A 13,554-nucleotide genomic window follows, 5' to 3' on the forward strand; every position below is an offset into this window, starting at 1 on the left:
ACCTACATCATCGCTGGATGAAGATGTTGTAGAAGCGTGCATAGCCATAATCGGCACCAGTACCGGGCGAGCCGTCTGGCAACAGCCAGCTAGTAACGCCTTTAATGTCGTCGCGGTAGCCAACCATGGTGGGTGTACCCACGTTCCAAACATATGGTACGAGTTCCGACGTGACCCGGTTGATCTCGGAAACCGCTTCGAATCGCACCTCAAAATCGGTGTTGGTCGCCAGCACCTCTAGCGCTTCGTCAATCCTCGGGTCAGTGAGGTTTGAGGGGTTGGAAGCTGTGGTTGCCACTGGACCAAACGCACCACGGAAATAGGTGAGCGGATCGGATTCACCAGCACCAGCGCGATAACAAGCCAACATAAAGTTGCCCTTGAAAGGCGGATCGGTATCGGCGGTACCCACCACGTGAGCAATCATGGTGGCCTGATCCACCTGGATAAGCTCGAGATCGATACCAATTTCGCCCCATAGACTTTGCAGCAGTTGAGCGCCCTGCAAAAGGCTGGGGTCAGGCTGGCACTCATAAGTAGCGGTCACGGCTGCACCTACCGGCTTGCCGTCGGAACGGTCGGGATCGGCCTTGTACTCTTCCACCAACTCCGCCGCCCGTTCAGGATTGGCGCCGTCAATGCCCGGATAGTCAACCATCGCCTCACGTGAGAACCACGGACTATCCTCAGCGAAAGCCCCTATGGCATTTGGCACCAAGCCGTCGTCATCACGCACCCGAGCCATGGCGTCTTGGTCGTTGGCATAGGCCAGCGCCCGACGAATGCGAACGTCATCGAGCGGCGGGACCAAGGTATTGATCATGGTTACCGACGACTGGTTTCCAGCCGACAACGCGCCATCAAAACCACCCGAATCCATCATGGAAAGAACACGTTTAATGCTCGGACCCCGCAACGACTGAATCATCTGAATATCATCAGCCGCCAAAGCCGCTACCCGGCTCTCATCGTCGGGAATCACCCGGAACTCAATGCCATCTAGATAGGGCAACTGGTCACCGTTAGCAGCCGTCATCCAATAGTTCTCGTTGCGCTTCACCACCAGGCGGTCATCACGAGTCCACGACACAAACTCGAAAGGCCCTGTGCCAACCGGACGGTTTCCAAAGCCTTCCGGGTCGGCCTCATAAGCTTCACGCGAAATCGGATAGCCGATATTGGCCCGAATAAGGTCAGGGAAACCGGCATTTGGTTCGCTAAGTACATATTTCACGGTGAGATCATCGACAATCTCCATGCCCGTCACCCCAGCATTCACCAAGGTGCCACGGTTGCGAGCACCCTCAGCAAAGTGCAGTGTGTCGAAGTTCCACTTCAAGGTCTCGGCATCGAGTGGTGTGCCGTCGTGGAATTGCACCCCCTCACGTAAGGTCACGGTCCACTCGGTCAGTTCATCGTTGGCTTCTAGTGATTCGGCCAAGAAGGGCTTATACAAACCATTGGCATCGAGGTTCACCAGCGGATCGTAAATCGACAAGGCAATGATGGTGCCCGGAGCAGCAAATGAACCTTTCCCAGGGGTCCACTCGTTGGTTTCGGTTTCTACCCCCACCACAATCTTGCCGCCATAGGAAGGCGACACCTCTTCTTCGGGCTCGCTGGTTTCACCACCACTTGGCTTGGTGGTACTGGTTCCTCCCGAGGAGGCATCGTCGTTGTCGTTCCCCCCACAGGCACCAGCAACGATCGCTAAAGCAGCCATCAACGCCAACAGCCGCATCAGGCCTTTTCGCTTTCTAGTCAAAGCAACTCCCCCAATTAATTGTCAGTTGATTAATAACGTTTGTTATTTACACGTACCAATTATTTATCAGAGGTAAGCCTGCCACACAAGCTGGCCTGATTCGAAGCCTTACATGAGAAAAACCCCGCTTTTATTATGGAGCTAACAAAAGCGGGGTTTTTCTAAATCACAGCTAGGTTCTCACTGCCCACTACCCAGTAGGGGCCATGCCCTCGAAACACTTGGCACCAACAGTGCTTGGCGTTCCGAGGACGCTCAACAAAGAGCCCTCAACAAAGAGCCCACGTTGGGGCCTACTTAGCGATGAAGGCCGTGTAATAACGAGCGATACCGTCTGGGGTACCAGTACCCTCAGTGCCGTCTGGGAAAAGCCAGTCTGGGATTCCGAGCACGTCTTTGCGGTAGCCAATCAAAGTCGGAGTACCCGAGTTCCAAATGTGGGGAACTTGCTCGGAAACCACGGTGCTGATCTCAGCCATAGCCTCGTAGCGATCACTGAACGCCGAACTTTCACGCAGGCGCACCAGGGCATCATCGATACGAGGATCGGTGAAGTTGGAGACGTTGCCAGGTGTGGTGTCGGAAGGACCAAAGTAGGCCAGCATATTGAGAAGGGGATCGCCTTCGCCACCACTTGAACGCCAGCAAGCGATCTGGAAGGTGCCTTTACGAGGTGGATCGGTGTCGGCGCTGCCCACCACGTTGGCCACCATGGTGGCCTGGTCAACCTGAATCAACTCAAGATCAATACCAATGCCTTGCCACTGGTTCTGCAAAAGCTGAGCCGTTTGCATGAGGCTCGGGTCTGGCTGGCACTGATAAACGATATTGATGGGGTCGCCAGGGGCCTTACCATCAGAACGGTCCGGGTCAGCACGATATTCTTCCACCAACTCGGTGGCACGTTCCGGGTTTAACTCGGAAGCACCTGGGTAGTCGGCCACGGCTTCGGCAGAAAACCACGGACTATCTTCAGAGAAGAAACCGTTCGCCAGAGGCACTAAGCCATCATCGTCGCGGACCTTAGCAATAGCGTCACGATCGTTCACATAGGCCAAGGCCTGGCGAATTCGCAGGTCGTCTAGGGGTGGCGAAAGGGTGTTCAACAAGCTGTTTGACGACTGGTTACCGGCATACAGGCTGGCTTCGAAACCGCCATCTTCCACCATGCCCAACACCTTCTTGATGCTTGGGCCGCGCAGAGTTTGAATCACCTGAATGTCATCGGCCGACAGGGCGGCGGTACGGCTCTGGTCATCGGGAATTACCCGGAACTCAATGCCATCAAGGTAAGGCAACTGATCGCCATTGACAGCGGTTTGCCAGTAGTTTTCGTTCCGCTTCACGACTAAGCGGTCATCACGGCTCCAAGAGACAAACTCGAAAGGTCCGGTACCTACAGGATGGTTGCCAAAACCTTCAGGGTCGGCCTCATAAGCGGTGGGTGAAACGGGATAGCCCACGTAGCTGCGCAGATATTCTGGGAAGGCAGCGTTCGGACCACTGAGGGTGTACTTAACGGTCAGATCGTCAACTATCTCCATGCCAGTGGTACCAGCGTTAAGCAGAGTTCCCCGGTTGCGCACACCTTCGGCGAAGTGCAGGTTGTCCCAGTTCCACTTCAGCGCTTCGGCATCGAGGGTCGTGCCGTCGTGGAATTGCACTCCTTCACGCAAAGTGAGCGTCCACTCTGAAAGATCTTCGTTCGGCTCCATCGACTCGGCCAAGAAGGGGCGGAATCGGCCTTCTGGGTCAAGCGCAATTAGTGGATCGTAAAAGCTGAGGGCGATCATGGCGCCGGGGGCCGTGAAGGTACCACTCTTTGGATCCCATTCGTCGGTTTCGGTTTCCACGCCCACCACGATTTTGCCGCCGTAGGAGGCCTCTACATCTTGGTTTTCATCGCCACCTGTTTTACCGGGCTGGATTGCGGTTGAAGGGGTATTGGAACCAGATTCCTTATCACCATTATCACTTCCACAAGCGGCTCCAAAAACCGCTAATGACATCAGTACTGCTAATAGCCGAAGACCTAATCGGCGTGGCCTACTACTCAAGAATTTCTCCTTATTGGCACTGGGCTTAGCCAACTACGAAAAGCCCCCCAATTGATTAGTTCGATTAACTAACCAACCCGGTCATGACATCACGGCTTCTTGTTGACATGCAAAATAATAGTGACAAAATTCACTTATTAACAATTTGTCAATAACGGTTGTTATGAGAAAGACGCCCATTCACGGGCATTGCAGCCTTTAATCGCCCTGAACGGACGGCCAGCGAGTACGGTTGATACATGCAAGGACGGCATCGATGACAGGCATTTATCTCTTTGCCTTGGCCGCGGGTCTACCTCTTATTATCTGGTCGCTGCTATCGGGGGGTGACCACGGCGATGGCGGATACGACAGCAATTACGAACTCGGAAGCGGCGATTTCAGCGGTGGCGATCTCGCCGGTGACCTTGGCGGCGGCTTCGGAGGCGGCGATGTGGGTGGTGACATCGGCCTAGGCGATATCAACATCGACACCGGCGACCTTGGTACTGGTCACGGCGGCCTATCTCATGTGGGAGACCACGGCGCTTATGGCACTCACGAAGGTTTTGGGGCCATCATGCTGCGCCTCTTTCCCCTCAGCTCCATTTCAATATTCCTGTCCGTTTTCGGCATGACTGGGGTTGCCCTTGGCCTAGTTGGGAACTCGACTGTAACCACCCTCGGGTTTGCCCTCGCGCTTGGACTTGGTGCCGGAGCATTAAACAGCACCGTGTTTTCATATCTACACAAGAGCGAGTCAAACACCGCTGTAAGCGATTCGTCGCTAATGGGTGCCACCGGACACGTGGTGCTGCCTATTGGCATCTCGCGACGAGGTCGTGTTGCGCTAAGTATGCACGGCCAAACGGTTTACCTAAGCGCTCAACTGCTCGAAAGTGAAAACGGCACAAATCGCCTCGACATACACGCACCAGTTTTGGTGGTTGAAGTTAAGCACGGAATAGCAACCGTCGTCCCCATAGAAGAAAACTTAACCTAATCTAACGAGATACCGCCCTGGAGGAATTACCTATGACCGGCCTAGTACTTGGCTCGATTCTCGCCTTCATCATCATCGTGGTCATCTCGGTGGTGAACAACCTCATCATCATTTGCCCACCAAACCGCGTAGCGGTGATTTCAGGGCGTACCCGACAACTAAGCGATGGTCGCACTGTTGGTTACCGTGCTATCCGGGGTGGTCGAACCCTACGGGTGCCGCTTTTGGAACGGGTGGAATGGATGGAACTGAACACCATTCCAATTGAGGTGTCAGTGCAAAACGCCTACTCGAAAGGTGCCATTCCCCTCAATGTGCAAGGCATTGCCAACGTTAAGGTTTCAAGCCTTGAAGGGCTTCTGCAAAACTCGGTAGAACGATTTCTAGACGTGCCGCAATCAGAAATAGCAGCCATTGCCAAAGAAACCCTAGAAGCCAACCTTCGAGGCGTGTTGGCCACACTCACTCCCGAAGAAGTCAACGAAGATCGACTGAAATTCGCCGAAACCTTGATCGACGAAGCAGACGACGACATCAAGACCTTGGGCCTAGAACTCGACGTACTGAAAATCCAAAATGTGACCGACGAGGTGGGCTACCTCGACTCGGTTGGACGTCGCCGCACCGCAGAAGTATTAAAAGAAGCCCGCGTGGCTGAAGCACAACGCACCGCAGAAGCCGAAGAATCAGAGGCCCTCTCACGTCAGCGTGCCGAAATCGCCCGAGCCCAAGCCGACCTGCAAATTGTGGAAAAGCGGAACCTTCTTCGAGTGCGCGAGGCCGAACTTGAAGCTCTGGCAGCCGCGGCCGAATCAGAAGCGTTGGTAGCCGGTGAAAAAGCCCGGGTGATTGCCGAACAAGAACTTGAAACCGAACGGGTCAAGCGTGAAACACAGCGTTTGGAAGCCGACGTGGTTGCTCCCGCTAAAGCCGATCTGGAAGCCAAGGAGCTGGCCGCTAAGGCCGAAGCCGCCAAGATCATCGAGTCGGGTAACGCTCAAGTTGAAGTATTCCGCCGATTGGTTAACCAATATCAGGAAGCAGGCGAAGATGCGCAGCGAGTATTCGTCTTGCAGATGCTGCCCGACTTGATCGAAAAGATCACCAATACCGTCAGCTCGGTCGACATCGACAAAATTTCAATCATCGATTCTGGCGGCACGGGCTCGGGCATTCCCGGCATGATGGGGCAACTACCCGGTGCGGTGATCAACCTGGTGGAACAGGTTGAAAATGCGACTGGTGTCGACCTGCTAAAAGCGCTGCGCCACACGCCGACCCAGCCCGCTACCCAGGTGGTCGCGGTGGAAACTAACTCCACTGACCACGAAGGGCCGAATACTCCTTAGACCACCGTTTCTTGATGCAAGGCTAAGCGCCAGCGCCCATCATTAAACACGTAGGTGCTGGCCACAATGGCTTGATATTCTGACGCGAAATCGCGACGTGCCTGTACTCGATAAGTGAGCACCGCCGCTTCAGCACCAAGTGTCATAACCACCGGGTTGCGCAGCTTGAACCATGACCACGGCGGCATGTCCATGGCATCAAGGGCTGCTTCATGCTGCAGGAGACCGGCCCCAGGCAGCACCATTAGCGCATCGTCGGTCAACAATGAGCTGTAATAGGCCCGACCTCGCCCTTGATGTTGTGCCTCCCACCCTTCGGTCTCTAGCTGAAGCAGCACTTCTTGGAGCTCATTATGTGTAGCCATCACAATGTCCTTATCGTTGTACCGGCACGACCAGCGTTCCGACGCTCCACCTAGGGCGTCGCCTCGTCAACAAACTACAACCCGAACCGGAGGTTCATAGGTGTTATCTCAGTATCCACAGGCCATAGTTCTAGCTTCGGCATCGCCTCGCCGACTAGAGCTGCTACGCCAAATTGGGCTTCGACCCATTGTGGAGCCAGCAGATATTGATGAAACCTTCGACCCTACGCTGCCATTAACTGATGCTCTGGTGACACTTGCCGAGAACAAAGCTAACCATGTGGCCAAACGCTACGCCGCCAACGTCACCCATTTCGCACCGGTGGTAATTGGTGCCGACACCGTGGTGGTTCTAGACGGCCAAACCATTGGAAAGCCCACAAGCGCGAAAGATGCGGCCCAGACTCTAAGCGCACTCGGTGGACGCACCCACCAAGTGATGACAGGTGTCAGCGTTATTGACACCAATAGCGGGGAACGTTACCAAGGGTTGGCCACCACCGATGTAACCATGCGTGCACTAGAAACCAATGAAATTGATGATTATGTGGCTAGCGGGGAAGCTTTCGATAAGGCCGGGGCGTACGCGATACAGGGTCAAGCCGCCGTTTTCATTGAAGAGATTAAAGGTGACTACTCGAATGTGGTTGGCCTGCCCGTGGCGATTGTTTACCAACTGCTTCGCCAGATCAACAAAGCTCGATAACCTCAAAGTGTGATTGCGACGCTGGGCGACCTGCTTGAAGATATCGTGGTACGGCCAATCGTGGCCCCCGAAGCTGGTACCGACACCCCTTCCCTAATCGACCATCGCCGTGGTGGCAGCGCCGCAAATGTGGCGGCCATGGTGTCTCGTCGGGGTGGACAAGCACGCTTTATTGGCTGTGTGGGCCAAGATGCTCGCGGCGCAGCGCTAGTGCACGAACTTTCAAGTGATGGTGTTGACCTGCGTGTTTCCTATTCGGCCGTAGAACCAACGGGCACCATTGTGGTCACCATCGATTCCCTGGGCGAGCGCAGCTTTTACACCAGCCGTGGAGCATCAACCCAGCTCATGGACTATCGGCCGGACTGGCTCGATGGCGTCAGCGCCTTGCACATCCCGGCCTATTCATTTAGCCAGGAACCAATCTCACTGACCGCCACCACCACGGCCATCAACGCCCGAAACCGGGGCATCCAGATCAGCCTCGATGCATCCTCTACTGGCCTGTTGATGGACATGCCTCCCGATGCTTTTCATGCTTTGGTACGGGTACTTGAACCCGATGTGGTGGTGGCGAACGCCTCTGAAGCAGCCCTCTTGGGTCTGAGGGAAGGCAAACCACAACGAGGTGCCAAATTGACCATCATCACCCGCGGCGCCAATGCAACCTTGCTCATTGAACCCGATGGCACCACCCATGCCGTAGATGTTGAACCGGTCGACACGGTGATCGATACCACCGGCGCGGGGGATGCTTTTACCTCAGGCTGGCTGATGGCGCGAACCGCCGGTGCTGACATCCATGAAGCCACACAACAAGGTCATGAACTGGCCGCTTTAGTCTTGAACCAAACCGGTGCATCGATTCCGCCACTGACTTCCGCCTCAGGGGCCGAAGCTCGCAACGCTGCCGAGACCTCGAACACCAAATGACCCGCCAAGAAAGTAGCTCGCTATGAACAACCTGGTTGTGGCCGACGAAGTGGCCGACGCCCTGCACGACAAGCGCCCTGTGGTGGCCTTGGAATCAACCATTTTTTCTAACCTAGGTTTGCCGTCGCCAGCCAATGCCGACGCGCTTGACCGCTGTCTCGCTGCCATTCGCAACAACGGTGGGGTACCGGCGGTAACGGCGGTGCTTGATGGCGTCCCTCGCCTGGGTATCACCCCCGATGAGCACGAGCGAATCTTAGGTAATGGGCGCAAAGCTGCCGCCCGTGATTTGTCAGTGGCCATTGGTCAGCACTGGTCTTTTGGGGCCACCACCGTTTCGGCTGCCTTGAGCTTGGCCTCAGCCGGTGGGGTGCAAGTATTTGCAACCGGCGGAATTGGAGGAGTTCACCGCGATTCAGCTAGCACCGGTGATATTTCAGCCGACCTTGGCGCAATCGCAACGAAACCATTAGTAACGGTATGTGCTGGGGCCAAGGTCTTTCTCGACCTGCCCGCCACTTTGGAACACCTCGAAACGTTGGGAGTGCCGGTGCTTGGCTGGCGAACAAACGAGTTCCCGGCCTTTACTACGCCCACTAGCGGCCTGCCGATTCACACTCGGGTAGAAGATGCCAGCGAAGTAGCCCGTATCGTGAGGGCATCGGCACAACTTGGTCTTGCCACCGGAACGCTAGTTACGGTGCCCATTAAAGCGGAAGACGGCCTCTCCCAGTCCGAAATCGATCAGGCCTTGCAAGCAGCGCTTGACGCCGTTACTGAAGCTGGCATCGTTGGTCCAGCTGTTACGCCGTTTGTGTTAGAACACATTGCCGCCACAACCGAGGGTCGCTCGGTGCCTGCCAACTTAGCTTTAGCTGAACAAAATGCGATGGTAGCTACCGAGATCGCCAGCGCGCTGCTCGACCTAGACGAATAGCGCCGAGCGTGTGGCGTGTGCGGGTCAACACCAGTTAGAGGCTGCGCGTGTGAACGGTGGAGAACGCTGCCGATCTTGGTTTGAGCACCGCGTTGTTGATGTTCTTTGTGCCGCGATTAGGAACTTAGCAACGACGCTAAGGCCCAAATAGCAGCTACTGCGCCTATGGCCGCATAAATCAACGATCGGGCTAGCGGGGGCCGTTCCAGATCGCCTTCTTTGCGGGCTTGGGGGGGCCGCAATAACGCCGCCAAATTACCCACTAAGAGGGCAGCACCCACCGCGAAGATAAGCCACGGTAAAAGATCGTCGCCTAAGAGCACAGCACTATAGGTTAGCGATCAGAGCCAAAAAGCTCACAGCGGAGCGCCCGAAAGCCTCCGCTGTGAGATTAAGCCTAGTTAGCAGGAATGGGTTCCCACCACTGGCACCACCATTCGCCGCCAACCAAAATACGAAGTTTCGGATGCCAGCAATACGAGATTTCAGCGGTGTTTTCCAGGTAGAAAAGGCAGTTATCGCAACGTTCGTCGTTGTACGGCTTTGCCTTCAAAACAGCATTATCGGCCAAGTGACGAAGCTCAATCGCCAGCTTTTCGTCGATCTCTTTCGGCTCTGGATCGGGAATTTGATAGTCGGACATGCCCCTTAGGGTACTACACCAGCAAAACCGCTTCCTACGAGCTAGATACGACCTTTCTATGGACTACATACATGGTTCCTATTGAAGCCGCGGGGGTAGATTCTCGCTGTCACCCGATAGCACCAAATCAAAATCGGGTTCCACCACTTCATGTCTAGCCCAGACAAGGCGTAGCTCTTCGGTACCCTCAGCACGCTCCACAATGGAGTAGGCCAGAGCACCCGTTAGTGGATCGAAACAGAACTGAGCAGCTTGTCCATAGGGCGGTGCGTGAATCACCCGGGCCAAGCGCAGATTGAAACAGTCGTCGTCACGCTCCAGTCGATATAACGGGATCTCCCCTTCGAAATAGCCATGCCAGCGAGCTATTTCAACCGCCAGCGTGGCACCATCGGAAATATCGTCGTCACGAGTTTCAAGACCATTGCTAAGCACTCGTCGTGTGGTGTTTTGCACCACAATATGTGGCAACTGCAACTCGGCACCTTCGGTTGTGCTGCGCTGGAGTTCAGCCACCGCCACATAAGTTGCGCTTCGGTAACGCTCCCACGCCAGAACGAACTCATCGATCAGAGACACCCCATTTGGCCCAATGGGCACCACAATCTCGTCTCTAGCTGCGACTTTGATTACGTCCGACGCCATCCAAGGTAGCTTCGGAGACCACTGTGCCGCCGCCGCTCCAACACCACTTCCAAGGGCCAAACCGATAAACGCCCAAACCCATAACTTGGCCGACTGGCCAGTGATTCGCGCTGCGGGCATGGACATGTCAAGAGCTTAGGGGAGGCAGAGTAGCGTTCAGATGTCGTATCGTCCTTGAAGGAAGCTTTCAAAGGGGAGAATGTTCTATGACCGCCACCAAGTCTGGTATCGCCAAAAACGGCGACCTGGAAATCTATTTTGATGCTTTTGGAGACCCCTCCAAACCGGCGTTGTTGCTGGTCTCAGGCTTAGGCAGCCAATGCATTACCTATTTGGACGAACTCTGTGAGCGCTTCGTTGAAGCCGGGTTTTACACCATCCGCTACGACAACCGCGATGTTGGGCTTTCCACTAAGTTCTCCCATGTAGAACCCGACTTTGGGGCAGTCATTACCGCCTTGCAAGAAGGTCGGGAACCCGATGTTCCCTATCGCTTGAGCGAAATGGCCACCGATGGCATGGCCGTCCTCGATCATCTGGGCATTGAAAAGGCGCACGTAGCTGGCATGTCGATGGGTGGCATGTTGGTGCAGACCATGGCCATTGAACACCCCGAACGTCTCTTGAGTGTCACCTCAATCATGTCTACTACCGGAGATCGCAATGTGGGGCGTGCCACTCGTCAGGCCAATGAACTATTGCTGAAACCAGCTGGCACCACCAAAGAAGACGCCATCGAAAGGGCTATTGAAGGTGCTCAAGCTTGGGGTTCACCCGAACATTTTGATGCCGATCGTATCGCCGAAATTACCGGTCGTTCCTATGACCGTGCTTTCTTTCCTGATGGCGTGGCCCGTCAGTTGATGGCTATCAACTCATCGCCCGATCGCACCGAAGCGCTTGCCGCTACGACCACACCCATGCTGGTTTTACATGGTGACCAAGACAATCTGATTGACCAAAGCGGAGGGTTGCGTACTGCCGAGGTAACCCCCGGTGCCAAGCTGGTGATTCTAGAAGGTATGGGTCACGATCTGCCGATGGCTTACTGGGACCGAATTGTGACCCTAATTAGCGATCACGCTCGTGAGGCGGTCCGTAGCTAAGAGCTAGAAAGTCACTCTGGGCCACGAGCGACCTTGGCCCAGCAGTGGTTGGAACCATAACGGTTTCACCGGCACGCAGTGTTAAGCCTGCTATTTCGGCTTGCCCCGCCACCACCAGCAACGCTCGCCAGCGCGCCCCCGGCGAAATCACAAATTGCTCGGCATCGTGCCCGCTGACCGAAGGGCTGTGGCTAAGCCGATCAATTTCGAACCACGGGCAGCGCAACAGTTCTTCCACCCCTGGAGCAACTTGGCGGACCACGGGACGTGGGGGTGCAACATCTAACTCGGCACAGGCCAAACCTTCGCTCAGATGCAGTTCTCGTCCACTCCGCCCCCAATCGAAAAGTCGATAGGTGGTGTCGGAAGCTTGTTGCAGTTCAAAAAGAACTAATCCACCACCAATGGCGTGCACCGTGCCCGCTGGGACATAAATAACTTCACCCGCATTGACTTCGGTGAAGGCCAAAATCTCTGGCAACGAACCATCTTGGGCACGGCGGGCAACTTCCTCAGCCGATACTCGGTGCTTAAAACCCAGGTAAATACCGGCACCTTCTTGGGCCTCGAGCACCACCCAAGCTTCGGTCTTGGCATCTCCAGTGGATGGGTGAACCTGCACCGAAAGACTCTCGGCGCAATCTAACCTTTTACCCAGCAACTCGATAGAGCCACCGAAAGCTTCGGGATGAGCAGCCACAACATCGGCCAAGTATTGGCCCTTATAGCTACCCGAACCAATAACAGCGAGCCCATGGGGGTGGGTTGATAAATCCCACGCCTCACCGATTTGTGGCCCCAGACGATTACCGCCCCAAACACGCTCGGCCAGGTGTGGCTGCAACAAGAAGGGTTCGTTCAAGGAACCGGAAAACACCACGGTCGTATCACTTCGATCGGTCTTGAGCGGCATGGCTATGGCAATACGGCGTCAGTCGGCAATGCCACAATTCCTGTGGCCCCTAACGCCCGCAACGACGATAGTTTCGCCCACAGCTGGGAGCGTTCCACGACCAAATGAGCAGCTACCAGATCGTCGCGTTCAGCCAACGGGAGAACCGTTGGAGCGGCCAAACCTGGGAACACTTCTTGCAGACGGTGAATTTGGTCGGGTGGCAAATGCAGCAACAAGTATTGATGACGCCGAGCTGCCAAAGCAGCGTTTATTCGCAGTTCAAGGTCTTCCAAACCCTGGGTTTGCGAACTACGAACAAAACGCGCTTGGCATCGCTGCATTTCTGCCACCACTCGCAAACGGTTGCGAGCCAAGCTGTTGCCGGTTTCACGTAAATCGACAATGGCATCAGCCATTCCCGCGGCACACACACCTTCGAGAGCGCCCCCCATGCCTACCACGGTTACCTCGACGTTGGCTTCGGCGAACCAGCGCTTTGTCACCTCTGGCATGTGGGTTGCCACCACAGCACGGTTAAAATCACCCACGGCTTTGCGTGTGTCGTCTTCACGGGCGGCCAGAACCAAGTCGGAACGGGCAAAACCCAAATCAATAGCGGGCCACTGGTCAATCTCGTATTCCAGTGCAATATCAGTGGAAATGAAGGCGGCGTTCAACCGTCCATTTGCCAACCAGGCAGCAGCATCGCGTGGTCGCATTTCAATAAACTCGATGCCTTCAATGGTGGCCCGGGCGTCCGCACCACGAAAGACACTGACCGAAAACCCGGCCTGGTCTAAGAGCACCAAGCACTCGTCACGCAGCCGACCCTTCGACGGTAAACCAACTCGAATCGTCATTTACCACGCTCCTCCAAGACTGCTAGCACCTCGGAAAACTCTACGTTCACCCCGGCCAGGCCCACCATAAAATGATAGATAAGATCGGCGGTTTCTTCGGCAACGCGTTCGTGCGACACCTGGGCACGCCCAAGTTCCAAACACAGCTCGAAAGCTTCTTCCATGATTTTGCGCTGGGTACGTTCCGGGTCGCTGAGCAAACTAGCGGTGTATGAACCGGGTGTAGGGTTGTCTCGACGCGACTTTATAACGGATTCGAGGTCTAAAAGTGCCACGCTTGAACGCTAGTGCGCCCTGGCCCGTATTCCTAA

General features: G+C 55.3%; 15 protein-coding genes. 6 read left to right on the top strand and 9 right to left on the bottom strand.

The genetic code is table 11. The features are described from left to right. Positions 1-7: 7 nt before the first annotated feature. Together WC184_05505 and WC184_05510 are read right to left on the bottom strand one after the other, a co-directional pair. Complete coding sequence (locus tag WC184_05505) at positions 8-1,765, bottom strand: ABC transporter substrate-binding protein (GenBank protein ID MFA7477332.1); 1,758 nt, start codon at positions 1,763-1,765, stop codon at positions 8-10. 293 nt (positions 1,766-2,058) lie between these two features. Further along, positions 2,059-3,822: an ABC transporter substrate-binding protein gene (locus WC184_05510; protein MFA7477333.1), complete on the bottom strand. Its 1,764-nt coding sequence runs from the start codon at positions 3,820-3,822 to the stop codon at positions 2,059-2,061. A gap of 256 nt (positions 3,823-4,078) precedes the next feature. Here WC184_05510 and WC184_05515 point away from each other — a divergent pair, with 256 nt between their 5' ends. Together WC184_05515 and WC184_05520 are read left to right on the top strand one after the other, a co-directional pair. Continuing rightward, positions 4,079-4,804, top strand: a complete 726-nt coding sequence (locus tag WC184_05515) for a hypothetical protein (protein MFA7477334.1) — start codon at positions 4,079-4,081, stop codon at positions 4,802-4,804. 32 nt (positions 4,805-4,836) lie between these two features. Further along, complete coding sequence (locus WC184_05520; GenBank protein ID MFA7477335.1) at positions 4,837-6,153, top strand: SPFH domain-containing protein; 1,317 nt, start codon at positions 4,837-4,839, stop codon at positions 6,151-6,153. Here WC184_05520 and WC184_05525 read toward each other — a convergent pair. Continuing rightward, complete coding sequence (locus tag WC184_05525) at positions 6,150-6,518, bottom strand: nuclear transport factor 2 family protein (GenBank protein MFA7477336.1); 369 nt, start codon at positions 6,516-6,518, stop codon at positions 6,150-6,152. The two genes, WC184_05520 and WC184_05525, sit on opposite strands and share 4 nt — an antisense overlap. Before the next feature lie 100 nt (positions 6,519-6,618). On the opposite strand from WC184_05525, the gene WC184_05530 reads away from it, so the two are divergent. From WC184_05530 to WC184_05540, 3 genes are read left to right on the top strand one after another with little or no spacing between them, the layout of a single operon-like run. Continuing rightward, on the top strand, positions 6,619-7,224 hold the full coding sequence (locus WC184_05530; protein MFA7477337.1) for a Maf family protein: 606 nt from the start codon (positions 6,619-6,621) through the stop codon (positions 7,222-7,224). 9 nt (positions 7,225-7,233) lie between these two features. After that, positions 7,234-8,157 carry a carbohydrate kinase family protein gene (locus WC184_05535; protein MFA7477338.1) on the top strand — a complete coding sequence of 308 codons (924 nt, stop codon included), beginning with the start codon at positions 7,234-7,236 and terminating at the stop codon, positions 8,155-8,157. Positions 8,158-8,179: 22 nt separating this feature from the next. Beyond that, positions 8,180-9,094 (top strand): pseudouridine-5'-phosphate glycosidase, encoded by a 915-nt coding sequence (locus WC184_05540; GenBank protein MFA7477339.1) that lies wholly within the window; start codon positions 8,180-8,182, stop codon positions 9,092-9,094. Between the two features lie 116 nt (positions 9,095-9,210). Here the strand turns inward: WC184_05540 and WC184_05545 are convergent, their stop codons facing one another. The 3 genes from WC184_05545 to WC184_05555 all read right to left on the bottom strand — a co-directional run bounded on the left by WC184_05545 (position 9,211) and on the right by WC184_05555 (position 10,508). Further along, positions 9,211-9,417: a hypothetical protein gene (locus WC184_05545; protein MFA7477340.1), complete on the bottom strand. Its 207-nt coding sequence runs from the start codon at positions 9,415-9,417 to the stop codon at positions 9,211-9,213. 74 nt (positions 9,418-9,491) lie between these two features. Continuing rightward, positions 9,492-9,737: a hypothetical protein gene (locus WC184_05550; GenBank protein ID MFA7477341.1), complete on the bottom strand. Its 246-nt coding sequence runs from the start codon at positions 9,735-9,737 to the stop codon at positions 9,492-9,494. A 78-nt stretch (positions 9,738-9,815) separates the two neighbouring features. Further along, on the bottom strand, positions 9,816-10,508 hold the full coding sequence (locus tag WC184_05555; protein MFA7477342.1) for a hypothetical protein: 693 nt from the start codon (positions 10,506-10,508) through the stop codon (positions 9,816-9,818). 80 nt (positions 10,509-10,588) lie between these two features. Here WC184_05555 and WC184_05560 point away from each other — a divergent pair, with 80 nt between their 5' ends. Further along, complete coding sequence (locus WC184_05560; protein ID MFA7477343.1) at positions 10,589-11,488, top strand: alpha/beta hydrolase; 900 nt, start codon at positions 10,589-10,591, stop codon at positions 11,486-11,488. Here WC184_05560 and WC184_05565 read toward each other — a convergent pair. The 3 genes from WC184_05565 to hisE are packed head-to-tail and all read right to left on the bottom strand — an operon-like array spanning position 11,454 to position 13,518. Then, entirely contained in the window at positions 11,454-12,401 is a 948-nt protein-coding gene (locus WC184_05565) for a type I phosphomannose isomerase catalytic subunit (GenBank protein MFA7477344.1), read from the bottom strand. The genes WC184_05560 and WC184_05565 overlap by 35 nt on opposite strands. A gap of 2 nt (positions 12,402-12,403) precedes the next feature. After that, positions 12,404-13,243, bottom strand: coding sequence for an ATP phosphoribosyltransferase (gene hisG / locus WC184_05570; protein MFA7477345.1), 840 nt, complete (start codon positions 13,241-13,243; stop codon positions 12,404-12,406). Beyond that, positions 13,240-13,518, bottom strand: coding sequence for a phosphoribosyl-ATP diphosphatase (hisE, locus tag WC184_05575; GenBank protein ID MFA7477346.1), 279 nt, complete (start codon positions 13,516-13,518; stop codon positions 13,240-13,242). The genes hisG and hisE overlap by 4 nt, the downstream gene beginning before the upstream one ends. Positions 13,519-13,554 lie beyond the last annotated feature (36 nt).

This window comes from Acidimicrobiia bacterium (assembly GCA_041676705.1).
Lineage (GTDB): Bacteria > Actinomycetota > Acidimicrobiia > Acidimicrobiales > SKKL01 > Actinomarinicola.

Coding starts and splice junctions, on each gene's coding strand:
- WC184_05515 (MFA7477334.1), top strand. CDS start 4,079: ATGACAGGCATTTATCTCTTTGCCTTGGCCGCGGGTCTACCTCTTATT.
- WC184_05520 (MFA7477335.1), top strand. CDS start 4,837: ATGACCGGCCTAGTACTTGGCTCGATTCTCGCCTTCATCATCATCGTG.
- WC184_05525 (MFA7477336.1), bottom strand. CDS start 6,518: ATGGCTACACATAATGAGCTCCAAGAAGTGCTGCTTCAGCTAGAGACC.
- WC184_05540 (MFA7477339.1), top strand. CDS start 8,180: ATGAACAACCTGGTTGTGGCCGACGAAGTGGCCGACGCCCTGCACGAC.
- WC184_05550 (MFA7477341.1), bottom strand. CDS start 9,737: ATGTCCGACTATCAAATTCCCGATCCAGAGCCGAAAGAGATCGACGAA.
- WC184_05555 (MFA7477342.1), bottom strand. CDS start 10,508: ATGTCCATGCCCGCAGCGCGAATCACTGGCCAGTCGGCCAAGTTATGG.
- WC184_05560 (MFA7477343.1), top strand. CDS start 10,589: ATGACCGCCACCAAGTCTGGTATCGCCAAAAACGGCGACCTGGAAATC.
- WC184_05565 (MFA7477344.1), bottom strand. CDS start 12,401: ATGCCGCTCAAGACCGATCGAAGTGATACGACCGTGGTGTTTTCCGGT.
- hisG (MFA7477345.1), bottom strand. CDS start 13,243: ATGACGATTCGAGTTGGTTTACCGTCGAAGGGTCGGCTGCGTGACGAG.